Origin of the sequence: Amycolatopsis balhimycina FH 1894, from assembly GCF_000384295.1 — a bacterium.
GTDB classification, from domain to species: Bacteria; Actinomycetota; Actinomycetes; order Mycobacteriales; family Pseudonocardiaceae; genus Amycolatopsis; species Amycolatopsis balhimycina.
This window is the reverse complement of record NZ_KB913037.1, coordinates 8,233,872-8,256,978: the sequence shown is the minus strand read 5'-3', so window position 1 is coordinate 8,256,978 and position 23,107 is coordinate 8,233,872. Positions and strand designations below refer to the sequence as shown.

Below are 23,107 nucleotides of genomic sequence, written 5' to 3'. Positions count from 1 at the left end.
GACCTGAATGAGTCATTCAAGACACCGCCCCGCCACTCCTCGACGTCACCCGCGCGGGTCGGGCAGCTTCCGGCCGGTGAACACGATCGCCAGTGCGACCAGGACCTGGACGGCCATGACACCCACGAAGGCGTCGAGGACGCCGAGCACCCCGGGTTCGGCCAGCCACAGGTACGCGCTGCCGAGCGTGGCCACGCCCGCGGCCACCGACACCTGCTGCACGGTCACCAGGACGCCGCTCGCCGAGCCCGCCTGGGCCGCCGGGACCTTCGAGAGCACGACGCGGAACATCGTGGTCATCGTCAGTCCCTGCCCGAAGCCCGCCACGGCCATGCCCGGGATCAGCGCCGGGAGCGGCACCTGCGGCCACTCGAGCAGGACCGTGCCGATGAGCACGGCGATCCCCACCGCCTGCAGCGCCGCGCCCGCGGTCACCACCCGCTGTCCGAAGTGGACGGTCAACCGGCTGCTCAGCAGGGACGCGACGAGGAACCCGGCGGCCATCGGGGTGATCGCGAGCCCGGCGGCCGCGGCGTCGAGGCGCAGCCCGTCCTGCAGGGTCAGCGCGTAGACGAACAGGAAGGCGCCGAAGCCGAGGAAGAACGGCACGCTCAGCAGCAGGCCGCGCCGCATGCTGGGCAAGGCCAGCAGGGACGGCGGCAGCAACGGGGTCCGGCCCTCGTGTTCCCCGCGCTTCTGCGAGAAGGCGAACAGCACGGCGAGGATCGGGGCCACCGCCAGCGACAGCCAGGTCCACCACGGCCAGCCCAGCACCCGGCCGGCCATCAGGGGCAGCAGCACGGCCAGGACCAGCGCCCCGAACAGGGGTGTCCCGGCGCGGTCGAGGCCCAGCGGGCGCTCCGCGCGGTTTTCGGGCACCGTCCGGCGGACGGCGAGCAGGCAGACGATGCCGATCGGCACGTTCACCAGGAAGATCGGCCGCCACGCCAGGCCACCGAGGTCGGCGGTCACCAGCACGCCACCGACCAGCTGGCCGATGATCATCGCCAGCCCCGAGGTGGCGCCCCACCAGCCGAGAGCCTTCGACCGCCGCTCGCCGGTGGTCGTGGCCTGGATGATCGAGAGCACCTGCGGCACCATCAGCGCCGCCGCGGCGCCCTGCGCCGCCCGGGCCGCCACCAGCAGGCCCGCGGTCGGCGCGAGACCGCACGCGAGCGAGGTGAGCGTGAACAGCCCGAGGCCGGTGGTGAACAGCCGACGGCGGCCGAAGTGGTCGCCGAGCCGGCCGCCGAGCACCAGCAGCGTGGCGTAGGCGATGCCGTAGGCCGCCACGACGAGCTGGAGGACGACCGGGGAGGCGTGCAGGGTGCGGTCGATGGTGGGCAGGGCCACGTTCACGATGAAGAAGTCGACGATCGACAGGCCTGCGCCCACGAGCACGGTCAGCAGACCCGCAGCGCCGAGACCGGCCGGCCCGGCGGGAGTCCGGGCCTCGGTCGACGAATGCGTTCCGGTTGCTGTTTTCATGCCATCACTGTCCGCAGCGAGCCGTCACACGGGCGTCACTCCCCGTCCCGAGCAGTGCCTCGAGCGCGCGTTCTTCGAGCCGGTCGGCGTGCCCGGCGTCGAGGCCGACGACCATCCAGCCGATTTCGCCGTGACACACCGTGGCATCGGCCGTGACGGCCACGCCGGTGCGGGACGGGTGGTCGTAGGCCACCTCGGCGGCTTCGAGGACGGCGACGGCCGCGGCGAAGTCGCGGACCCCGATCCCGGTGCGGGTCAGCACCACGCGGTCACGGGCGTACCCCGGCCCCGCCAGCGCCCGGGCGAGGTGGTCGACCGGGACGCCGGGAGCGGTGCCTTCGCGCACTTCGCGGACGAGCAACGCGCCGCCGCCGGTCGTTCCCGACTCGACGTGCAGGATGCCGGAGAACCCCCGGCGGCCCGCCTCGGCGGCGATGTTCACGCTGTGCGCGGTCAGCCCGGCGAGCACCGGCGCGGCGAGGTGCCCGCCGGGGAGCCGCAGGCCCGCGACGCCGGGGCGCCGTTCCGCGACGGAGAGCAGGCGCGGCGGGCCTTCGGCGCCGGGCACCCAGAATTCCGCGACGTACGAGCACAGGACGCGCTGGTGCACCTCGACCAGCACCGGTGCGCCGCTGTGCCCGCTCAGCAGCGGCCACAGCTCGGCGGCGAGGAAGTCGACGTCGCAGTCGTCGGCAGGCACCCGCACCACCGCGCTGCGCTCGTCCCGGATCTCGTCGTGCACGGTCACCACCAGCGCCTCGCCGCGGGCCGAGTCCTGCCGGACGAGCACACGGCCCACGACCGGCAGCAGCGTCCGCACCGCCGTGGCCAGTGCGTGTTCGGTGCCGGCGAGCCGGCCCGGGGCCAGCGGGGCACCCACCGTGCTCGCCAGCAGGCGCGTCCCGATCCGCCCGCGGAACGCCTCGGCGCCCCCGAAGCGGAGGAACTCGCGGGCCGCGGCGCCGGCGGTTCCGTCCATGCCGGACAGCGGCACGCCGAGGTCCTCGGCCAGGGCGAGCACGGCCCGCCCCGGCCGATACGCCGTCACGCACCAGTCCGCCAGGTCGCCGGCGCGAGCGCGGATTTCGGCCGCGGCCCGGCCGTCGTCGGCCGCGCGGCCGACGACGACGTTGGCCCCGCTCAGCCGGCGCCCGAGCAGGCCGCCCAGATAGCCCAGGAAGGCGTCCCCGACACCGTGCGGCACCAGGACCAGGTCCTCGTCCCGGGCCGTGGCGAGCAGCGCACACCCGCACAGCACGCCGTCCGGGCCACCCGGGGGCCCGGCTTCCGGTTCGGCGACTACGACCTTGGGCATCGTGGCTTCCTCGTTCGGCGGGAACACACGGTCGGCGAGACCCTGCGCCCGCCGCCGTGTCCGCACAGTCACATCGGCGTCACGCCGCGACTCGGCGTGACACAGCGGCCGAGTTCCGGCCGTTCCGGTGGCCGTGGCGACAGTTTTCGAATACGCTCTGTTCGTTGATCAGGAGCCATCCGTTATTATCTGCGACCTCTCATGGCTTGAGCTACCCTCGGCCCGTGGGAGGAATTACTGGAGGACGAGCAACACCGCTCCCGTCGGACACCGAACTCCTCGAGCGACTGCGGAGCGGTGATGAAAGCGCGTACGCACTGCTCCTGGACGCATGGTCCGGAAAACTGATGCGCGTGGCGAGGTACTTCGTCACCACCAACGATTCGGCACGCGAGCTGGTGCAGGAGACCTGGCTGGCCGTGCTGCGCGGAATAACCGGCTTCGAGGGCCGCTCGTCGCTGAAGACCTGGGTCTTCCGGATCCTGGTGAACGCCGCCAAACGGCGTAGCGCGCAAGAAAGCCGCACCATTCCCTGGAGCAGCGTCGTCCAGGCCGAGGACGCCGGTCCCACCATCGACCCGAGCCGTTTCCGCGGCCCCGGTGATCCGTACCCCGGAGATTGGTGGGCCTATCCGGCCGCGTGGCCGACCCCGGAACAGGAGGCAATGGCCGCGGAAATCAGGAATCAGGTCGCCTCGGCCCTCACGGAATTGCCCGAACGACAGCAGATCGTGCTCACGCTGCGCGATGTCGAAGGCCACACCTCCGAAGAGGTCTGCGCGATCTTGGAGATCTCCGCCGCGAATCAACGCGTATTGCTGCATCGCGCGCGAGCAGCCGTCCGAAAGCGGCTCGAAGACTATTTCGCGGCCGCATCCCCCGCCGAAGACCCGGACGCGGTCGCGCCGTGAGCCGGACACCCGGCCGGCGGTCGGGCGCGCCGGTGTAACGCTGCGCGACTTCCCGACACTGTATGGGCGTGAACATCTGTCCGCCTGGGCGGTGCCGGGAAGGTACAACGAGTAGTCTAAACGGGTGGTCGACATGCGGAACATGACGTGTCAGGAGCTGGTGGAACTCGTCTCGGCATTCATCGACGGGGAGCTCGACCCGGTCACCGAACGGCGGCTGGTCGACCACGTCGCCATCTGTGACGGCTGCGGCAACTACGTCGACCAGTTCAAGCAGACCATCGGCGCGCTCGGGGCACTCCCCGACGACACCGACGGCACGCTCTCGGCCGGACAACGCGACACGCTCATGGCGGAGTTCCACAAGCGCTACCCGCCGCTGGACCGCGGCACGACCGGCGACGAAACTCGCCCCTGACGGCCGGCTTTCCCAGCCAGGCAAGGACTTTTTCGTTGAGCAGCATCCCGGACCCAGGTCCCCGGCCCGAGCGCGTCACCGTCCACACCGGACAGGTGCGCCGCCTCATCGGCGACCAGTTCCCGCAGTGGGCCGGTCTCCCGGTCCGGCCCGTGACCCAGGGCGGGTGGGACAACTTCACCTTCCACCTCGGCGACACGATGGTGACGCGGCTGCCCAGCGCGGCCGAGTACGCCCTTGCGGTCGGCAAGGAACAGCGGTGGCTTCCCATACTCGCTCCCCAGTTGCCGCTCCCCGTCCCCGTGCCACTGGCCGAAGGGCGTCCAGGCCTGGATTACCCGTTCCCGTGGTCGGTCAACCCTTGGCTTCCCGGTGAACCCGCGAGCACCGAGCGGACGGCCGGCAGGCCGCCGGGCAGCCAGCCGTCGGCCTGGGCCGCCGAGACGTCCGAGACGTCCGAGACGTCCGAGACGTCCGAGACGGAACTCGCCGTGCCACTGTGCGCCAGCACCAGGTTCGCTTCCGGCGGCCCGCCGCCACACCCGTTCTGGTCGTGCCAGTGCTGGGCTACCGCGTACTCGATGGCCGTGGGCATCCCGGGTACCTCCTCGTGCCGAGCCAACGCTCCAGAACCCCGCACCAGTGTGACGTGGACGGGCCTTCGAGGGCGAGTGTTCAGCGGCGGGTGGCCACCCGGACCAGTTCGGCGAGTGCCCGGGAGCGGCTGTGCGGCGGCCAGGCGATGACCGTCGTCACCGGCGGTGCGTCCAGGACCGGCACGGCGGCCAGGCCTTCGAGCAGGTTGGCGCGGCTGGATTCGGGCATGACCACCGTGGTGCGGCCGAGCGCGATCAGCTGGAAGAGCTGCGTCTGGTTGCGCATTTCCGCGCCGGGCCCATCGGGGTAGCGGCCGCCGGGGCCGGGCCAGCGGGCCAACGGGAGGTCCGGCAGGGAGCTGACCTCCGCGAGCCGGACGCCGGACCGGACAACGAGCGGGTGCCAGCTGGGCAGGATCGCGATCTGCCCCTCGGTGTGCAGGACTTCGGTGTCGAGCCCGGCCGTCGCGTCGAAGGGCAGGTGCAGCAGCGCCACGTCGGCCCGGCCGTCGTGCAGTGTCTGCTGGGGCTGGGATTCGCAGAGCAGCAGGTCGACGGCGACCGCACCCGGCTCGGCGGCGTACGCGTCGAGCAGCTTCGTCAGCAGTTCACGGGAGGCACCGGCCTTCGTGGCCAGAACGAGCGAGGGCCGGTTCGTGGCGGCCCGCTGGGTGCGCCGCTCGGCGGTGGCCAGCGCACCGAGGATCGCCCGGCCCTCGGCCAGCAGCACCGCCCCGGCTTCGGTGAGCGAGACCTTGCGGCTGGTGCGTTCCAGCAAGGCGACGCCGAGCCGTCGCTCGAGCCGGGCGATCGTCCGCGACAGCGGCGGCTGGGCGATACCCAGCCGTTCGGCGGCCCGGCCGAAGTGCAGCTCCTCGGCGACCGAGACGAAGTACCGCAGCTCCCGTGTCTCCACCCGGTCAGGGTACCGCCCGATCCATGTCGACCGGGTATCGATGGGTGGCTCGGGTGGTGTTGGTTCCCGGCCGGTGCCCGGCCACGATCGACGGCATGAACGAACAGACGATCGCGCTGGTCACCGGCGCGAACAAGGGAATCGGGTACGAGATCGCGGCCGGGCTCGGCGCGCGGGGCTGGAGCGTCGGAATCGGCGCCCGGGACGAACAGCGCCGCGAGGAGGCCGTGGCCAAGCTGCGCGCGGCCGGCGTCGACGCGTTCGGGGTGCCGCTGGACGTGACCGACGACGCGAGCGTCGCGGCGGCCGCCGCCCTGATCGGGGAACGCGCCGGACGGCTCGACGTACTGGTCAACAACGCCGGTATCGCCGGAGCCTGGCCCGAAGAGCCTTCGACGGTCACGCCGGAGAGCATGCGGGCCGTGGTGGAGACCAATGTGATCGGCGTCGTCCGGGTCATCAACGCCATGCTGCCGCTGCTGCGCCGCTCCGAGCACCCGCGCATCGTCAACCAGTCCAGCCACGTCGCGTCCCTGACCTTGCAGACCACGCCGGACGTCGACCTCGGCGGGGTCAGCGGGTCGTACTCGCCGTCGAAGACGTTCCTCAACGCGGTCACCATCCAGTACGCCAAGGAGCTGAGCGGCACCGCCATCAAGATCAACACCGCCTGCCCCGGCTACGTCGCGACCGACCTCAACGGCTTCCACGGAACCAGCACGCCCGCGGAAGGCGCCGAGATCGCCATCCGGCTCGCCACCCTGCCGGACGACGGCCCGACCGGCGGGCTGTTCGACACCGCCGGGACCGTGCCCTGGTAAGACGACGGCGAGGTCTCCCGGCGCGGGCAATCTCCCCGGATATGCCGGCTTAGCGGGCGCTTACCTGCGGTTTCGGGGTGGTTGAAAGAACGCTACTGACCGGACCCGCTCGGATCACCCCGACCGTGCGCTATACCACGTCACCCTCTGGTCGGCACCGTCGACTGCCGCAGAGACAGCGCTCTCTGTGCCCCAAAAAAAGAATTTGATTCGGATACCAACATCTGTGCCCTGTCGGCTACGTCGGTCACCCGATGCTGTAGATTTCCCGGCGAGCCTGACCCGACCTCCGAGCGCACGGTGGTCAGGTCAGGCTTTCACCTGGACGAACTGCGCTGTCGTCCTCCCCTTGAAACACGAAGGAGATTCCTGGTGTCGAAATTTGCTACCGGCGGCGATGGCGATGGCGGCTCAACAGGCAATAACTGACTAGGCCACCGACTCGCCTAGTCCGGATGGGAGTCAGCTGATTCGCCTCGCTTGGCTCCCATCCGACGAATCATAGCACACCATGACCGCGCGCAATTCATCACGCCGACGGCCACCGAAAGGCGATTCCGTAGTTCTCGCGCGGCTGGCAGAGCGCCCGGAAAGTGTGCTGCACGAATCCGTCCCCGACGGCCAGCAAGTGCCGGTCGCCCGCCGGAGGCCGGCGCAACCGCTCGTGGTCGGTTTGCTCCGCGTACCACCAGCAGGACTCGGGCCGGTCGTCGAAGTTGACGCGGATGGTCAGTCCCACCGCCGGGTCGCCATCGACGTCGAGGGCCCCGGGAGCGATACCGTGGTGATCGACGTCGACATTGACCCAACGGTGTTCTTTGTCCACGCGTTCCTCGATCGCCTCCGAACCGAAGGTCAGTCGCTGCCCGCGCGCCAGCGGCTTGCCGAACCGCAGTTTCGCCAGCACCGGATCGCCCGGATGTTCCCCCGGCAGCGCCTCGACCCGGCAGTTCCACAACGCCTTGACCGGAACCGTGGCGAGCCGGTCGGTCCAGCCGTTCAGCGCGCGAACGACGTAGCCGTCCACACCGTCCTCGCACGCGGTCACTTTGCGCTCGGTGATCCGACAGAAGATCGCCCGCCGATGCATTTCCACCGTGACGAGCATGCGTTCCAGGAAAACCGGTTGCGCACCTTTCGACGGGGCCTTGAACCCCGGAGTGCGAACGTGCGAGAGAGTGCCATCCACCGCCCGGCCGATTTCGACATAAGGTCGCCACGACTCACCCCGCGAACAGAGCGACTCGAAGCGCCGCATCAGGCATGGGACGAGTTTTTCGCCAAGAGCACGTTTCCAGGCTTTGTGCATGGGTGTCGTCGTAGTGGGTGACGGATGACGAAACGCGCCACAGCCCTTCAGCTGCTCGAAGCGGTCATCGAGCGTCGCCCGCCACGGCCCTTCGACACCAGGCCCCGGCGACAGCCGGAAGGCAGCGGTCAAAGTCGTCCGGCGCCGCGAGTCACCGGCTGAGCCGACCTTGCGGACTTCGTCGGCGATCAGGCCCCAGAGGGCGAGCGCTCGCGTTTCCGGCGTCGCCGCGGGCACGGAAGCCGTCGGCTCGAGCAGACCACCGAGCACGATGGCCGACTCACTCGAAGGATCCTCCAGCGCGTAGCGCAAGAACCTCAGCGGGCCGCCGTCTCGCCGGGTCGCGAGCCAGCGCAACGCCGCTTCGACCACGGCGGAGGACGGCCCGCCCACCTCTTGCCGGCACATTTCGACGCTCACAGACCTACCTCCCACCTCGGCAACCACCGACGATGACCGGCACTCCGCGACAAGATCGAACAACATCCGGTTTCCCGGACCCGGTCTTCGACGACGGGAAACTCTTCCCGACCGCGGAAGACGAGCTCTGGCCACGAGTTGCCTGGTCACGTCACCCTATTGTGTACTAGTACACCAACGAGGAGGCGTAATTCAATGGACGACAGGATCCTCACCGAACTGCCCGCCTATCGCGCCGTCCTGGCCGTGGACACCCAGGGCTTCGGGAACAACTCCGATCTCGGCCAGGCTCTGTTGTCCGGCGACATCCTCGAAGTCCTCGCGGTCGCCTTCACGCGAGCCGGGCTCGCCCACGTGTGGCGAAACGCCCTCTTCCCGCACACCACCGGCGACGGCGTCTGCATCGGTTTCGAGCCTCGCCACCTACCGGCTGTCGTCACGCGGTTTTTCGACACGCTCCAAGATGTCCTGGCCGACCGGGAACTCCGGCGGCGGACCCCAGGCCGGCACGCGCGGTTGCGGATGCGCGCAGGTCTTCACGTCGGCCCGGTCCTGGCGGCGGATCCGCAACGCGGTTCGGCCGCGGCGATCGGAAGCGCCGTCGTCGCGACCCACCGGATCCTCGACGCCCCGGCGGTGCGCACCCTTCTCGACCGCTCGGACCCCGAGCAGACCTTTCTTTCCGTCGCGTTTTCGGAGCGGGTGTTCGACGACGTCGTCGCCACCGGATACGCCCGACTGCCGTCGTCGAGCCTCGTTCCGAGCCGCGTCCGGATCAAGGAGTACGCCGCCTCGGTATACCTCTACGTTCCGCGCCCGAGCGGCGACCTGCTCCGCCACGGATTCGGCGCCGTGCACGAGGCGGGACACCGGAAGTAGCGCAGTCGCAGCCCGCCTCGCCGTCGACCGGCGCGTCTTCGCCGATGCGTCACCCGCGGGTTCGGCTCGCCGCGGCATCCGTTCCGCGTCACGCTCACGGCGCCGATCGTGCTTGACAGGTTAGCGGGCGCTTACACTGGACACGATCGGCCCGGCCCGCGGGCGGTGCGATCTGGGAGGATCACCGGATGACGATGTCGCTGTCGGCCGAACTGTGGCCGGACGTGCAGCCGGAAACCGCGCGCCGGCTGATGCTGGCCGGGGTGGAGGCTTTCGCCCAGCGCGGCTACCACGCCACCACCACGCGGGACATCGCCGGCGCCGCGGGGATGTCCCCGGCCGCGCTCTACGTGCACTTCCCCTCCAAAGCCGCGCTGCTGTTCGCGATCAGCCGGTACGGCCACGAGCAGACCCTCGCGCTGGTCGAGAACGTCGTCGCGAAGGAAGCCGATCCCGTCGAGCGGATCCGGCTGATCGTCGAGGACTTCGTGGCCTGGCACGCGCGGCGCCACACCGTGGCGCGCGTCGTCCAGTACGAGCTGCAGGCGCTGCCCGAAGAGGAGTTCGAGGTGGTCGCGCAGCTGCGACGCCGGATCGAGCGGATCGTGCGCGAAGTGATCGCCGAGGGGGCAGCGAGCGGCGTGTTCGCGGTGTCCGACCCGCACATCTCGGCCCGGGCCGTGCTCTCGCTCGGCGTCGACGTCGCCCGCTGGTACAGCGACCGCGCGCGGCAGACGCCGACGGCGCTGGGCAAGGAGTACGGCGGGCTGGTGCTGCGCATGCTCGGCGTCACGCCTGAGACACCCGTCACAGACTAAGCAGTCGTTCAAAACCGCCTGCAATAGCGGACACTTACTGTCCGCTACTCCTGGCACGCTGGTCCGCATGCGGAACGACTCCGAACGGCGGAAGCCGGCGTGACCGTCCTGAGCACGCGGGCGCTGAACCGCGCGACGCTCGCCCGGCAGCTCCTGCTCGACCGCGCCGATCTGGACGTGCACGACGCCGTCGCCCACCTGTGCGGTCTGCAGGCGCAGGAACCGCAGGAACCCTTCACCGGACTGTGGTCGCGGTTGCGCGGGTTCGACCCGGCGGCGTTGTCGGACCTGCTGACCGGGCGGCGCGTGGTGCGGACCCACCTCATGCGCCGGACCGTCCACCTGCTCACCGCGGACGACGTCCTGGCGTGGCGGGCGCGCTTCGACACCATGCTGCGCCAGCGGGTCCTCGGCACCTACCGCCGTGAGCTCGACGGAGTGGATCTCGACGCGCTCGCGGCGGCGGGCCGGGCGGTGCTGACCGACGGCGAGCCGCGCTCGATGGGCGAAGTCGCGCGGGCGGTCGCCGGGCGCTGGCCCGAGCCGGGACCGCGGGCGCTCGGCGAGATGCTGATCGCCGCGCTGATCCCGTCGGTCCAGCTCCCGCCGCGCGGGCTGTGGCGCACCAAGGCGGGGGTGCGCAACCTCCCCCTCGCCGCGTGGCTGGGCCGCGACGCCGGCCCGCTCGACCCGGACGACCGGCCGCTCGTGCGGCGCTACCTGGCCGCGTTCGGTCCGGCGGCCTCGGCCGACCTCCGGGCGTGGTGCGGGCTGACCGGGCTGCCGGCGGCGGTGAAGGCACTGCGCGATGAGCTGGCAGTCTTCCGCGACGAGCGCGGCCGCGAGCTCCTCGATCTGCCGGACGCGCCGCGGCCCGATCCGGACACCTCGGTGCCGGTGCGGTTCCTGCCGGCGTTCGACAACGCGATCCTCGGCTACGACGACCGCAGCCGCATCATCGACGACACCCACCGCGGGCTCTCGGTGGCGGGCGAACGGGTCGTGCTGGTGGACGGCCGCGTCTCCGCCACCTGGACGGTGGACGCCGGAACCGTGGCCGTCACACCGTTGCGACGCCTGTCGCGGACCGAACGGGCCGGTGTCGCCGAGGAGGGACAGGCGCTGGCGTCGTTCCTCTCCGACGGCGAAAGCGATCAGCTGCGAATCGACGGCTAACCGACGGCCCGGGCGAACCGGTCGGCGACCTCCCGCAGCCGCTCGACCAGCCCGGGCGGCGCTTCCTCGATGACGAAGTCGAAACCCCACTGGGCCAGGTAGTACGGCACGGTGTCGAGGGTGTTCGCCCCGGTCCGCACCCGGCAGCTGTGCTCGTCGACGGCCTCGACCACCCCGGCGGTGGGCGGGACGCGCCGCGCCACCGCTTCCGCCGGGGCGGCCACCCGCAGCACGAACCGGTGCGGGTAGGGCGCCGTCGAAATCTGGCGCGAGACGTACGCCGCGAGGTCTTCGGCCGGGGGCTCGCGCGGGGTGAACCGGAAGCTCGTCACCGGCACGTCCGCGATCCGGTCGACGCGGAAGGTGCGCCAGTCGGCGCGATCGAGGTCGAAGGCGACCAGGTACCAGCGCCGCCCGGTGTGGACCAGCCGCAACGGCTCGACCGACCGCTGCGTCCGCGTGCCGTCGCGGTCGCCGTAGCCGAACCGCAGCCGCTCGTGGTCACGGCAGGCCGACGCGATCGTGGTGAGCACCTCCGCGTCGACCGTCGGGCCGGCGCCGGGCAGTGAGAGCGTCGCCGCGTGCAGCGCGCCGACCCGCGGCCGCAGCCGGGCGGGCAGCACCTGCTCCAGCTTCGCCAGCGCGCGCACCGACGTCTCCTCGATGCCGCTGACCGTGCCGCTCGCCGCTGTGCGCAGGCCGACCGCGACCGCTACGGCCTCGTCGTCGTCGAGCAGCAGCGGCGGCAGCGCGGCGCCCGCGCCGAGCCGGTAGCCGCCCGCCACGCCCGGGGTCGCGTGCACCGGGTAGCCGAGGGAGCGCAGCCGCTCGACGTCCCGGCGGATCGTGCGGACGTCGACCTCGAGCCGCGACGCGAGGTCGGCGCCGGGCCAGTCGCGCCGCGCCTGCAGCAGGGAGAGCAGCCTGAGCAGGCGTTCCGAAGTCCCGTACATGCCACGCAGTGTGGCAGACATCGCGGACAGATCCGGTCCGCGATCCGCCGGATGGTATGCCGCGGGTGTCAAACACTTGCCAGGCACCGCCCCGGGCGAAAGAGTGACGCATGCCGTTCGATCCGCACACCCTGCTCGCCGTCGCCCGTGAAGAAGCCGAGCTGGGCAAGGCCGAGGGCGGCGTGCCGATCGGGGCCGCGCTGTTCGACTCCGCGGGTACCCTGCTCGGCCGCGGGCACAACCGGCGCGTGCAGGACGGCGACCCGTCTACGCACGCCGAGACCGCGGCGTTCCGCAACGCGGGCCGCCGCCCGCACTACCGCGATACGATCATGGTCACCACGCTCTCGCCATGCTGGTACTGCTCCGGGCTCGTCCGTCAGTTCGGGATCGGGCACGTCGTCATCGGCGAGGCGGAGACGTTCCACGGCGGGCACGACTGGCTCGCCGGGCTCGGCGTGGAGATCACCCTGCTCGACGATCCCGCCTGCACCGCGCTGATGACGGAGTTCATCGCCGCGCGCCCGGACCTGTGGTTCGAGGACATCGGGGTCGAGAAGTCCGAATAGGACACCTGCTTTTCGGGGAGGAGCCGGGATGCCGTCATCAGTTCCGCTCGTGGACCTTTCGCCGTGGTTCGCGGGCACGTCCGAGGGCCGCGCCGAGGTGGCGGCTCGCATCGACGTCGCGCTGCAGGAGTCCGGCTTCCTGCTGGTCACCGGGCACGGCGTCCCGGACGACCTGCGCAGCCGGACGCGTGAGCTGGCACGGGAGTTCTTCGCGCTGCCCGAGGACGTCAAGCAGCGTTACGCCGTCACCGTCGGCGGCCGCGGCTGGCTGCCGCCGGGCGTGGAGGCCAACGGCTACGCCGAGGGCACCGAGACCCCGCCGGACCTGAAGGAGTCCTACTCGGCGGGGGCGGACACCCACACCGGCGTCGCCGACATCGACGGGTTCTGGTTCCAGCCCAACGTCTGGCCGGACGAGGTACCCGGCTTGGGCGAGACGGTGACGGAGTACATGCGCCGCATGCGGGCGCTGTCGGACCACGTGCTGGAGATCTTCGCCGCGGCGCTGGGTCTCGCGGAAAGCCACTTCACGCGGCACACCGCGCACCCGACGTACACGTTCAACATCAACTGGTACCCGCCGATGAGCCGGGTCGGCACCCCGGAGCCGGACCAGTTCCGGATCGGCCCGCACACCGACTTCGGCACGGTGACGGTCCTCGACCGCCAGGCAGGCGTCGGCGGCCTGCAGGTCTGCACGGCCGAGGGCGAGTGGCAGGACGCACCGTTCCACCCGGAGGCGTTCACGGTGAACATCGGCGACCTGATGGCCCGCTGGACGGGCGACCGCTGGCGCTCGACCCGCCACCGCGTCCTCCCGCCGTCCGAGACGGCCCCGGACGAGGACCTGGTGTCCCTGATCTTCTTCTACGAGACGGACCACGACGCGCGGATCACGTCACTGGCGCCACCACTGGGCAACCGGGTCTACCCCGAGGTGATCGCGGCGGACTACCTGCGGGAAAAGCTCGACGCCATCACGATGAGCTGACGCCCGGCACCGACTTCGCGCCCTCCCACCCCGAAAGGCCGTGAATGGCACATTGAGGGACTTGAAGTCCCTCAATGTGCCATTCACGGCCTTGAGCTGACATCGCACGCGGCCCTCACGACTCCGGTTCCGCGCACACCGTCCGGTTGCGCCCCGCCGCTTTCGCGCGCAGCAACGCCGCCTCCGCGGCCACCAGCGCGTCCGCGAGCAGCCCATCAGTGCAGCCCGCGACGCCGATCGACACCGTCACACCGACGAACTGGGGCCCGTCGCCCGAGGCCTTCAACGCCACCAGCGTCGACGCGATCCGCAGCCGGATCCGCTCGGCGATCGCCATCGCGTCGAACGGGCCGGTGCCGGGCAGCAGCACCGCGAACTCTTCGCCGCCGGAGCGGCCCACGAGATCCGCGGCGCGGACCTCGTCGCGCAGGGTGCCGGCGACCGCGCGCAGGACGGCGTCGCCGACGCGGGCGCCGTAGCGGTCGTTGAGCTGGTGGAAGTGGTCGAGGTCGAGCAGCAGCACGGCCGGGCCGGTACCGTGCCTGCCGAGCCGGTCCAGCTGGGCCTCGGCGGCGCCGCGCCACGACGCGGCGGTCAGCACGCCGGTGCCGGGGTCGAGGGTGACGTGGTCGCGGCGCCCGGCACCCAGGCCGCCGCGGTGCAGCACGACGGTGGCGCCGGCCAGCAGCGGCACGAGCAGCGGCGCGGCTCCGGCGGCCCAGGCGAGCGGCAGGCCGAGCGCGGTCATGGCGGCGTCGAAGGCGTATCCCGCCGCGGCTTCGCGCGGACGGCGGGGGCCGTCGGCGGCGGTCACCAGCGCGGCGTTCACCGCGAGGAACACCACCCCGGCGGCGGCGAGCAGGGCGACGGTGCGGGCGTCGAGGACTTCGCCGAGCGGCCGGACGCCGGTCGCGGTGAGGAAGGCGCCGGCGACGAGACCGGCCAGCGCCGTGGCCGCGGCTCCGAACACCTGCCGGTACACGGGTTTTCTGCGGACCCGGAACCACTGGTGCAGCGCGGAGAGCACGACCAGCGTGACGGCGAGCCCCGGCCGGAGCACGAGCACCCCCGCGAAGATCCACGGGGTGTCGACGCCGGGGCCGAGGAGGGTGTCCTCGCGGTGGCGCTCCACCGGCCGCGCGAGCTCGGCCGACAGCAGCATCCCGCCCAGGAGCAGCGCGAACGGCACCAGCATCGCGGTGAGCGGCGGGTACCGGAGGGCGGCGAGCACGACGGCGGAGACGGCGAGGACGTCGACCAGGACGAGGTAGCAGACCTGGCCGCGGCGCGGCAGCCGCCACAGCGCCCAGCGCGACAGGACGACGGCGGGCAGGAACCGGCCCGGGCGGCGTTCCCCGCCGGCGGCGACCGTGGAATCCCCCACCATTTCGGCAAAGTAGCCGGTATACGGGTTCCTGTCACTCCGCCTTCAGGGGAATTTCACATCGGGCCGCCGTGGGTCATTTTCCGACCGAAGAAGGGTTGACACACAATATTGGTCTAGTCCATTGTGTGGTGGCACACAGCACTCCTCCCGGGTTGATCCCGCCGCCTCAAACCGGAGGTGCTCCACCCTGCGCGTTTGGAGGACCCCCCATGAAATCTGTGCGCCGTCTGCTCACCCTCGCGGTCGCGGCTTCGGCCGCGATGGCGACGGCGATCGGTCTCGCTCCGCAGGCCATGGCCGCGACGGACCCGGTGCTCGCGTCCCCGTACCTGTACCAGTGGGGCGGGCAGACCAGCCCGACCGCGGCGATGTCCGCGACCGGCGTGAAAGCGTTTACGCTCGCGTTCGTGCTGTCGGACGGCGGCTGCAACCCGAAGTGGGACGGCAGCCGCTCGCTGACCGGCTCGGACAAGACGATGATCCAGAACATCCGCAACGCGGGCGGGGACGTGATCCCCTCCTTCGGCGGCTGGTCCGGCACGAAGCTGGGCTCGAAGTGCACGTCGGCTTCGGCGCTGGCCGGTGCCTACCAGAAGGTGATCGACGCCTACGGCCTCAAGGCGATCGACCTCGACATCGAGAACACCGACGAGTTCGAGAACGCGACAGTCCAGGACCGGATCCTCAACGCCGTCAAGCTCACCAAGCAGAAGAACCCGAACCTGCGCGTGGTGATCACCATCGGCACCGAGACCACCGGCCCGAACACCTACGGCAAGCGGCTGATCAACCAGGCCAAGGCGATCGGCGCGAACGTCGACGTCTGGTCGGTCATGCCGTTCGACTTCTCCAGCGGCGGCGACATGGCCGCGCACACGAAGTCCGCGGTCGACGGGCTGAAGAACCAGCTCAAGACCACGTTCGGCTGGAGCGACGACACCGCCTACCGGCACAGCGGCCTCTCCTCGATGAACGGCAAGACCGACAACGCGGGCGAGACGGTCACCGTCGCGAACTTCACCTCCATCCGCAGCTACGCGACGAGCCACCACCTGGCCCGGTTCACCTTCTGGGCCACGAACCGCGACTGCAGCGGCGGCGGCGAATGCAGCGGCATCAGCCAGGCCAAGTACGCGTTCACCAAGATCGTCGCCGGCTACACCGGCTGACACAGACCCGTAGTGGGGCTGTCGGAGGCCCTCTCACCGGCATCGGGGCCGGTGAGGGGGCCTTCGCGGGTCCGCTCGCCGGGAAGCCGTTCCATTGACCGGGAACGTCAGCGCACCGGCTGCCCGTTGGCGTACCCGGGGCAGCCGTACGGATAGCACCCGTAGCCGGGATAGCCCGGATAGGGCGGATAAGACGGGTAGCGCGGCGGCGTGCTCTTCGGCGTCGTGCTCGGCGGGGGTGGCAGCTCCACCGTCACCGTGGGCGTCGGGGTCGGCGTCTTGCGCGCGTGCATCACCACCGGGGACGGCGTCGTCGTCTCCGTGGGCGCGGCGACCGCGGTCGACGACACGACGGCCGTGGCCGGCTGCAACTGCGGGAACTGCGTCGGCCCGGGCACCGGATCCGGCCGCGTCGCCAGGACGAGCACCAGCCCGCCCAGCACCACGACCACCGCCGACGCCAAGACGAACCGGACCGCCGACCCGCGCGGCTCCGGCTCGGGCCCCCGGCGGGCCGCCCCCTCCGCCGAGCGTGAGCCGGGTTTGCGCGGCCGCGCCCCCGCCTCCCGCAGCAGTTCGTCGACCGTGACCCGGTCCCGCCGGCTACGCGCTTTGCGCGCCATGAACGACCTCCACCACCCCAGTACTGATTCGGGTGGATATTAGGAACCGGAGCCGGAATTGTAAACGCGCTGATCGCAGCGGTCTTGTTATCGTTCCGAGACAACCGGATCGCGTTCTCGGCCGTAGAGGTCAACGAGCCGCGAATCGCCTTCGCAGGCCGGCCACCCGGCGGGTCACCGGCGTGAACTCCGGGAGCTTCAGCAGCGCCAGCAACCCGAACGGCACGGCCATCCCGAGCAGCCCCTGGACCGGCAGTTTCACCCAGGCTGCGGGGATCGCGCCGAGCGACGCGGGCACGGCGTAGCCGGCGAGCACGGCGGCCGCCACGCCGAGCGCGCTCACCGACAGGGTGATCAGGCCGACCCGCAGGGACCGCTTGCTGCGCAGGTGCCCGAGCCGCACCCACAGCCAGACCTGGCCGAGCACGGCGCCGACCACGAACCCGGCGCCGTTCACGAGCATCACGCCGTAGACGACGTGCTCGCCGTCGAGCAGCCCGCGGCAGAGCAGCAGCAGCGGGATCTTCACCGCGGTCATCACGACCATGATCAGCGTGGGCGTGCGGGCGTCCTTCATCGCGTAGAACACCCGCAGCTGCAGCATGACCAGCGCGAAGGGCAGCAGCCCGACGGCGGAGACGGCCAGGGTCTGGCCGAGCCGCTCGGCGTCGTCCAGGGTGCCGCGGCCCCAGGTGAAGATCGCGATGCCGATCGGCGTGCCGACCACGGCCAGCACCGCCGAGATGGGTACGAAGAGCACCGTCGACATGCGGGAGGCGAGCGAGAGGTCGCCGACGAGCGACACCGTGTCGCCGTCCGCGGCGGCGCGGCTCATCCGCGGCATCAGCGCGGTCAGCAGCGAGACGCCGAGGATGCCGTACGGCAGCTGGAAGAGCAGGGACGCGTAGCTGTAGGCCGTGACGCCGCCGCTGGTGCCGCCGGTCAGCACGCGGGTGGTGATGACGAACCCGACGTGGCTGACCACGACGTAGCCGAGGATCCACGCGGCGAGCCCGCCGAACTCCTTGATCCGCGGGTCGAAGCCCCAGCGCCAGCGGAACCGGAACCCCGTGCGCAGCAACGCCGGGATCAGCACGAGCGCCTGCGCGACGATGCCGAGCGTGGTGCCGAGGCCGAGCACGAGCAGTTTCGGGTCGCTCATCCGGGCCGGGTCGAGGGTCAGCTCGCCCGGCACGACCGCGAACACGACCAGCGTGCCGGTGACGACGACGTTGTTGAGCACCGGCGCCCAGGCCGGCGGGCCGAAGACGTTCTGGGCGTTGAGGATGGCCGAAAGCAGCGCGAACAGGCCGTAGAACAGGATCTGCGGCAGCAGCAGGTAGGCCAGCGCCGTGGTCAGCCCGGGGTTGGCCGTCGGAGACGATTTGTCGACGTAGAGCGCGGTGAACACCGGGGCGATCGCCACCGCGACGGCCGTGCCGACCACGAGCAGCACGAGCCCCATCGTGATGAGCCGCTGCGTGTAGGCGCGGCCGCCGTCCGGGTCGTCCTGGGAGCGGACCAGCAGCGGCACCACCACGCTGGCGAGGACGCCGCCGAAGAGCAGTTCGAACACGATGTTGGGCAGCGTGTTCGCGACGGTGAAGGAGTCGTTGACGACCTTGGTCCCGACCACCGCGGCCAGCAGCAGCTTCGCCACGAAGCCGGTGACCCGGCTGACGGCCGAGGCGACCGCCATCCGGCCGCTGGAGCGGGCCAGCGACGAACCGGCGCCCTCACCGCGGCCGGCGCTGACCGGCGAGGCGGGCGGCCGCGCGACGATCTGGGTGGCGATCTCGTCGTACGGCCGCCGGGAGACGTCGAGGTCGCGAGTCGGCCAATGCGGGCCGCGCAGCTCGCTGAGGAAGACCGTCGCCTCGTCGTCAACCGGTGGTGGGTGCTCCGCCATGGGGACAAGACTGCCAGCTCAGGGGCTCGCGCGGGACTACTTTCGCGCTCGAACGAGCGAGCGAGGGCCGCGGCACCGGATGACGCTGGGTAACGCGCCTCAGGCGGCGGCGCTGACGGCGAGGGCGGCCCGGCCGGCCTCGGTCAGTTCGGCGGTGACGCGCCCGGTGGCGTTTTCGGCGGCGGGCCGCAGGTAGCCGCCCCGGGCGAGGTCGTGCGCGGTCATCTGATCGCAGCAGGCGAATCCGTCGATGAAGAGGTCGGGCTCGCAGCTGCACGACATCTGCGCACGACCCGCGGCCACCGCCCTCAGCATCGCCATCGCGCGGTGGGTGAGCTCGACTCCTGAACCGGACACCGGACTGCCTTCCTCTGCAAAATCACTACTGATAGTCATTCGCCCGTTGGGCCGATTGTGTTACTTACGGCACTATGACGTTTCGGACCCGGTGGAGGTTCCGTCGCGGAAGGCAGCGTTCTGCGGCGCGGCGGGGTCTCCGGCGCCGCTACTGTGGGGTCCGCGGGTGTGTCGTGGTCGATGCCCTGCCGATGCGGTCCGGACCAAGGTCTTGAATGACTCATTCAGGACCTCCGAAGACCTGAATGAGTCATTCAGGACGTTCGACCTCGCCGCTGCACTGTCAACGAACCTCGGACGCGCGACGCTAGCCGGCCAGCCGCAGCTCCAGCGTCCGCGCCCACTCCCGCACGATCTGCCGCCGCCTCCGGGTGTCGTCCGTCAGGAGGTTCGCCAGGCCCAGGCCGCGGCCCAGGTCGAGAGTCGCCTGGACCAGCTCGCGCACCCCCGGCCGGGACTCGTCGACGCCGAGCAGCTCCACCGTCACCCGGTGGGCCTCCCGCCCGACCCGGGCTTCCAGGGGCACCAGCACGTCCCGCAGCGCGTCGTCGGTCGCCGCGAACGCCCACAGCTGCAGGGCCGCCCGGAACAGCGGTCCCGTGTAGAGGTTCAGCACCATCTCCACGACGCGCTCGATGCGGGACGCTCCGCTCGGCAGGTCGGCGGCCTGGGCCCGCAGCTCCTCGATCTGGGCCTCCCCGAGCAGGTCGACCGCCGCGACCACGAGGTCCTCCCGGGCCGGGAAGTGGTGCTGCGCCGCGCCGCGCGAGACGCCCGCTCGCTCGGCGATCCCGGCCACCGTGACGCCGTGCCAGCCGCGCTCGCCGAAACTGTCGAGCGCGGCTTCGATCAGCCGCCGCCGCGTCGTGCGGCTGCGTTCCTGCTGGGGTTCGCGGACGCCGGTCAAGCCAGCTCCAAAGTGGACACAGCGAGCATCCTAATAGGACTTGGGCAGGCCGAGACTGTGCTGGCCGACGAAGTTGAGCACCATCTCGCGGCTGACCGGGGCGATCCGGCCGAGCCGCACCGCCGTCACCAAGGTCCCGAGGCCGTACTCCGTGGCCAGGCCGTTGCCGCCGTGGGTCTGCACAGCCTGGTCGGTCGCGCGGATCGCGACCTCCGCGGCCGCGTACTTGGCCATGTTGGCCGACTCCCCCGCGGCGAAGTCGTCGCCGGCGTCGTAGAGCGACGCCGCCTTCTGCGTCATCAGCTTCGCCAGCTCCAGCTCGATCTTGATCTCGGCGAGCGGGTGGGCGAGACCCTGGTGCGTGCCGATCGGGACACCCCAGACCTGCCGCTCGTTGGCGTAGCCGACGGCCTTGGCCAGCGCGTACCGGGCGATGCCGAGCGAGAACGACGCGCCCATGACGCGTTCCGGGTTGAGGCCGGCGAACAGCTGCGCGATCGCCGCGTCCTCCTCGCCCACCAGCGCTTCGGCGGGCAGGTGGACGTCGTCGAGGAACAGCGAGAACTGGTTCTCCGGCGCGACGACGTCCATCGGGATCTTGGTGTACTCGAAGCCGGGGGTGCCCGTCGGCAGGATGAACAGCGCGGGCTTGAGCTTGCCGGTCTTCGCGTCCTCGGTACGACCGACGACGAGCACGGCGTCAGCCTCGTCGACGCCCGATATGTACACCTTGCGTCCATTGAGGACCCAGCCGCCGGCGTCCCGGCGCGCGGTCGTCGTGATCCGGTGCGAGTTCGACCCGGCGTCCGGCTCGGTGATCGCGAAGACCATCCGCCTGCTGCCGTCGGCGATGCCGGGCAGCCACTGCTTCTTCTGCTCCTCCGTGCCGAACCGCGAGATCACCGTGCCACAGATCGCCGGCGAGACGACCATCAGCAGCAGCGGCGTGCCCGCGGCGGCCAGCTCTTCGAGCACCGCCGCCAGGTCGGCGATGCCCGCGCCCCCGCCGCCGTACTCCTCGGGGATGTTGACGCCGAGGTAGCCCAGCCGGCCGGCCTCGTCCCAGAGTTCGTGGGTCTTCTCGTCCGCACGGGCCTTGCGGGCGTAGTACTCGTGGCCGTACTTCGCGCCCAGTTCGGCGACGGCCTTCCGGAGCGCGATCCGCTCCTCCGGCTCGATGAAGTTCATCGCGTTCATGCTTCGTCTCCCACCACAGTGTCCGATTGCGCGTCTCCGACGACGGCGAGAATTGTGCCCACTTCGACCTGCTGCCCCACCGTCACCGGCAGTTCCGCCACCACGCCGTCGGCGGGGGCGACGATCCGGTGCTCCATCTTCATCGCCTCGAGCCACAGCAGCGGGTCGCCCGCTTTGACGGGGTCCCCGGCCTGGACGGCGAGCCGCACGACCGTGCCCGGCATCGGCGCGACCAGCGACCCGGCGGCCAGCGCGGCGTCCGGGTCGGCGAACCGCGGCTCGGCCTTCAGTGCCACCGACCCCAGCGCGGAGTCCACGTAGGACACCTCGTCGTGGCGGGCGACTTCGAACTTGCGCCGCACCCCGTTCACATCGAGCACAACCCGCCCCGGCTCCACGCTGACCAGCTCGGCGTCGAACCCTTCCGCTTTCAGGCCGTCGCGCGTGAGCGAGTAAACGATCTCGTACTCACGGTCGGCAACTGTGAAGACCTTGCGCTGCCCGGCCGAGCGGACGTTGCGCCAGCCGCTGGGCAGCCTGCTCTGAGTGGTCGCCGACGCCCGGTTGCCCGCCGCGTCCGCCAAGGCCGCCACGAGCGCGGAGAGGCGTTCGGTGTCCACAGTGGCCAGTGGCGCGGCCAGGGTGTCCAGGCCGTGCCGGTCGAAGAACGCGGTGTCCGTCTCCCCGGCCAGGAAAGCTTCGTGGCGAAGGACGTTCACCAGCAGATCACGGTTCGTGACGATGCCGTGGATCTTCGCGCCGGCCAGCGCTTTGGCGAGCCGCCGCGCGGCTTCGGCACGGGTCGGGGCCCAGGTGATCACCTTGGCGAGCATCGGGTCGTAGTGGACGCCCACCACGGACCCCGTCTCGAAACCGGAGTCGAGCCGCAGGCCAGGGCCGTGCGTGAACGAACGGTCCACATCGGGCACTTCGAACGTGTGCAGCGTGCCGCTCTGCGGCTGCCACCCGGCCGCCGGGTCTTCGGCGTAGAGCCGGACCTCGATGGAGTGGCCCGCCGTGGGCGGCGGGTCGGCGGGGAGGCGCGCGCCCTCGGCGATGCGCAGCTGCAGGGCGACCAGGTCGAGCCCGGTGACGTTCTCGGTGACCGGGTGCTCGACCTGCAGCCGGGTGTTCATCTCCAGGAAGTAGAACCGGCCGTCGGGCCCGGCGAGGAACTCGACCGTGCCCGCGCCGACGTAGTCGATCGCCTTGGCGGCCTTGCGCGCGGCTTCGAACAGCTCCTCGCGCATGGCCGCCTCGACGAACGGCGACGGCGCTTCTTCGACGACCTTCTGGTGGCGGCGCTGGATCGAGCACTCCCGCTCCCCCACCGCCCACACCGTGCCGTGCCGATCGGCGAGCACCTGGACCTCGATGTGACGTCCGGTCTCCAGGTAGCGCTCGCAGAAGACGGTCGGGTCGCCGAACGCGGACCCGGCCTCGGCACTGGCGCCTTCCACCGCCTCCGCCAGCTCGTCGAGCGAGCGGACCACGCGCATCCCGCGCCCGCCACCGCCGGCGGACGCCTTGACCAGCAACGGCAAGTCTTCCGAGGTCACCGAAGCCGGGTCCAGTTCGGACAGCACGGGCACCCCGGCCGCGGCCATCAGCCGCTTGGACTCCACTTTGGAGCCCATCGTCTCGATGGCCGCCGGCGGCGGCCCGACCCAGGTGAGCCCGGCGTGGAGGACGGCCCGCGCGAACGCGGCGTTCTCGGACAGGAAGCCGTAGCCGGGGTGGACGGCGTCCGCGCCGGTTTCGGCCGCGGCCTTGACCAGCAGTTCGGCCCGCAGGTACGTCTCGGACGGTGCATTGCCCGGCAGGCGGACGGCCGCGTCGGCTTCGAGCACGTGCGGGGCGGCGGCATCGGCGTCGGAGAACACCGCGACCGTGCCGATCCCGGCATCGCGGCAGGTCCGGAAGACGCGGCGGGCGATCTCGCCGCGGTTGGCGACCAGCAGGTTCTGGATCACAGCGC

The 23,107-nt window shown here is 71.2% G+C and carries 22 protein-coding genes and 1 pseudogene; 10 read left to right on the top strand and 13 right to left on the bottom strand.

Annotation, left to right across the window (positions count from 1 at the left end):
- Positions 1-45: 45 nt before the first annotated feature.
- A complete protein-coding gene (locus A3CE_RS0138145; protein ID WP_020645368.1) occupies positions 46-1,488 on the bottom strand; it encodes an MFS transporter in 1,443 nt (480 codons plus the stop codon).
- A gap of 4 nt (positions 1,489-1,492) precedes the next feature.
- Positions 1,493-2,803 (bottom strand): preATP grasp domain-containing protein, encoded by a 1,311-nt coding sequence (locus tag A3CE_RS0138140; protein ID WP_125591538.1) that lies wholly within the window; start codon positions 2,801-2,803, stop codon positions 1,493-1,495.
- Positions 2,804-3,027: 224 nt separating this feature from the next.
- Here A3CE_RS0138140 and A3CE_RS0138135 point away from each other — a divergent pair, with 224 nt between their 5' ends.
- The 3 genes and pseudogenes from A3CE_RS0138135 to A3CE_RS59975 all read left to right on the top strand — a co-directional run.
- Positions 3,028-3,714 carry an RNA polymerase sigma factor gene (locus A3CE_RS0138135; protein ID WP_043791304.1) on the top strand — a complete coding sequence of 229 codons (687 nt, stop codon included), beginning with the start codon at positions 3,028-3,030 and terminating at the stop codon, positions 3,712-3,714.
- Positions 3,715-3,847: 133 nt separating this feature from the next.
- Positions 3,848-4,132, top strand: coding sequence for an anti-sigma factor family protein (locus tag A3CE_RS0138130; RefSeq protein WP_245589835.1), 285 nt, complete (start codon positions 3,848-3,850; stop codon positions 4,130-4,132).
- 200 nt (positions 4,133-4,332) lie between these two features.
- Positions 4,333-4,461 (top strand): annotated as a pseudogene (locus tag A3CE_RS59975) (aminoglycoside phosphotransferase); the annotation flags it as partial.
- 5 nt (positions 4,462-4,466) lie between these two features.
- Here the strand turns inward: A3CE_RS59975 and A3CE_RS58905 are convergent.
- Entirely contained in the window at positions 4,467-4,727 is a 261-nt protein-coding gene (locus A3CE_RS58905; protein ID WP_020645364.1) for a hypothetical protein, read from the bottom strand.
- Between the two features lie 80 nt (positions 4,728-4,807).
- A complete protein-coding gene (locus tag A3CE_RS0138120) occupies positions 4,808-5,644 on the bottom strand; it encodes a LysR family transcriptional regulator (RefSeq protein ID WP_020645363.1) in 837 nt (278 codons plus the stop codon).
- A gap of 95 nt (positions 5,645-5,739) precedes the next feature.
- Here A3CE_RS0138120 and A3CE_RS0138115 point away from each other — a divergent pair, with 95 nt between their 5' ends.
- On the top strand, positions 5,740-6,465 hold the full coding sequence (locus A3CE_RS0138115) for an SDR family oxidoreductase (RefSeq protein WP_026469260.1): 726 nt from the start codon (positions 5,740-5,742) through the stop codon (positions 6,463-6,465).
- A gap of 529 nt (positions 6,466-6,994) precedes the next feature.
- Here the strand turns inward: A3CE_RS0138115 and A3CE_RS0138110 are convergent.
- Complete coding sequence (locus tag A3CE_RS0138110; protein ID WP_245589650.1) at positions 6,995-8,194, bottom strand: hypothetical protein; 1,200 nt, start codon at positions 8,192-8,194, stop codon at positions 6,995-6,997.
- 195 nt (positions 8,195-8,389) lie between these two features.
- On the opposite strand from A3CE_RS0138110, the gene A3CE_RS0138105 reads away from it, so the two are divergent.
- From A3CE_RS0138105 to A3CE_RS0138095, 3 genes are all read left to right on the top strand, one after another.
- On the top strand, positions 8,390-9,073 hold the full coding sequence (locus A3CE_RS0138105) for a nucleotidyl cyclase domain-containing protein (protein ID WP_020645360.1): 684 nt from the start codon (positions 8,390-8,392) through the stop codon (positions 9,071-9,073).
- 188 nt (positions 9,074-9,261) lie between these two features.
- Positions 9,262-9,891, top strand: coding sequence for a TetR/AcrR family transcriptional regulator (locus A3CE_RS0138100; protein WP_020645359.1), 630 nt, complete (start codon positions 9,262-9,264; stop codon positions 9,889-9,891).
- A 99-nt stretch (positions 9,892-9,990) separates the two neighbouring features.
- Positions 9,991-11,067 (top strand): winged helix DNA-binding domain-containing protein, encoded by a 1,077-nt coding sequence (locus A3CE_RS0138095; RefSeq protein WP_020645358.1) that lies wholly within the window; start codon positions 9,991-9,993, stop codon positions 11,065-11,067.
- Here the strand turns inward: A3CE_RS0138095 and A3CE_RS0138090 are convergent.
- Positions 11,064-12,020 carry a helix-turn-helix transcriptional regulator gene (locus A3CE_RS0138090; RefSeq protein WP_020645357.1) on the bottom strand — a complete coding sequence of 319 codons (957 nt, stop codon included), beginning with the start codon at positions 12,018-12,020 and terminating at the stop codon, positions 11,064-11,066. The genes A3CE_RS0138095 and A3CE_RS0138090 overlap by 4 nt on opposite strands.
- Positions 12,021-12,130: 110 nt before the next feature.
- Here A3CE_RS0138090 and A3CE_RS0138085 point away from each other — a divergent pair, with 110 nt between their 5' ends.
- Positions 12,131-12,589 (top strand): nucleoside deaminase, encoded by a 459-nt coding sequence (locus A3CE_RS0138085; RefSeq protein ID WP_020645356.1) that lies wholly within the window; start codon positions 12,131-12,133, stop codon positions 12,587-12,589.
- A gap of 28 nt (positions 12,590-12,617) precedes the next feature.
- Positions 12,618-13,580: an isopenicillin N synthase family dioxygenase gene (locus tag A3CE_RS0138080; protein WP_026469258.1), complete on the top strand. Its 963-nt coding sequence runs from the start codon at positions 12,618-12,620 to the stop codon at positions 13,578-13,580.
- A 115-nt stretch (positions 13,581-13,695) separates the two neighbouring features.
- On the opposite strand, the gene A3CE_RS0138075 is transcribed toward A3CE_RS0138080, so the two are convergent.
- Positions 13,696-14,967, bottom strand: coding sequence for a GGDEF domain-containing protein (locus A3CE_RS0138075; protein ID WP_020645354.1), 1,272 nt, complete (start codon positions 14,965-14,967; stop codon positions 13,696-13,698).
- Positions 14,968-15,176: 209 nt separating this feature from the next.
- Here A3CE_RS0138075 and A3CE_RS0138070 point away from each other — a divergent pair, with 209 nt between their 5' ends.
- On the top strand, positions 15,177-16,136 hold the full coding sequence (locus A3CE_RS0138070) for a chitinase (protein WP_026469257.1): 960 nt from the start codon (positions 15,177-15,179) through the stop codon (positions 16,134-16,136).
- 107 nt (positions 16,137-16,243) lie between these two features.
- Here A3CE_RS0138070 and A3CE_RS0138065 read toward each other — a convergent pair whose 3' ends face one another.
- The 6 genes from A3CE_RS0138065 to A3CE_RS0138040 all read right to left on the bottom strand — a co-directional run bounded on the left by A3CE_RS0138065 (position 16,244) and on the right by A3CE_RS0138040 (position 23,102).
- The gene (locus A3CE_RS0138065; protein ID WP_026469256.1) at positions 16,244-16,759 is read right to left on the bottom strand and encodes a hypothetical protein; all 516 of its coding nucleotides are present in this window, start codon (positions 16,757-16,759) and stop codon (positions 16,244-16,246) included.
- Between the two features lie 130 nt (positions 16,760-16,889).
- Positions 16,890-18,668: a murein biosynthesis integral membrane protein MurJ gene (gene murJ / locus A3CE_RS0138060; RefSeq protein ID WP_020645352.1), complete on the bottom strand. Its 1,779-nt coding sequence runs from the start codon at positions 18,666-18,668 to the stop codon at positions 16,890-16,892.
- Between the two features lie 99 nt (positions 18,669-18,767).
- A complete protein-coding gene (locus A3CE_RS0138055) occupies positions 18,768-19,025 on the bottom strand; it encodes a hypothetical protein (protein ID WP_020645351.1) in 258 nt (85 codons plus the stop codon).
- 307 nt (positions 19,026-19,332) lie between these two features.
- Positions 19,333-19,932 (bottom strand): TetR/AcrR family transcriptional regulator, encoded by a 600-nt coding sequence (locus A3CE_RS0138050; protein WP_020645350.1) that lies wholly within the window; start codon positions 19,930-19,932, stop codon positions 19,333-19,335.
- A gap of 30 nt (positions 19,933-19,962) precedes the next feature.
- Positions 19,963-21,129, bottom strand: a complete 1,167-nt coding sequence (locus A3CE_RS0138045; protein ID WP_020645349.1) for an acyl-CoA dehydrogenase family protein — start codon at positions 21,127-21,129, stop codon at positions 19,963-19,965.
- On the bottom strand, positions 21,126-23,102 hold the full coding sequence (locus tag A3CE_RS0138040) for an acetyl/propionyl/methylcrotonyl-CoA carboxylase subunit alpha (protein ID WP_020645348.1): 1,977 nt from the start codon (positions 23,100-23,102) through the stop codon (positions 21,126-21,128). Before A3CE_RS0138040 ends, A3CE_RS0138045 begins: the two co-directional genes overlap by 4 nt.
- Positions 23,103-23,107 lie beyond the last annotated feature (5 nt).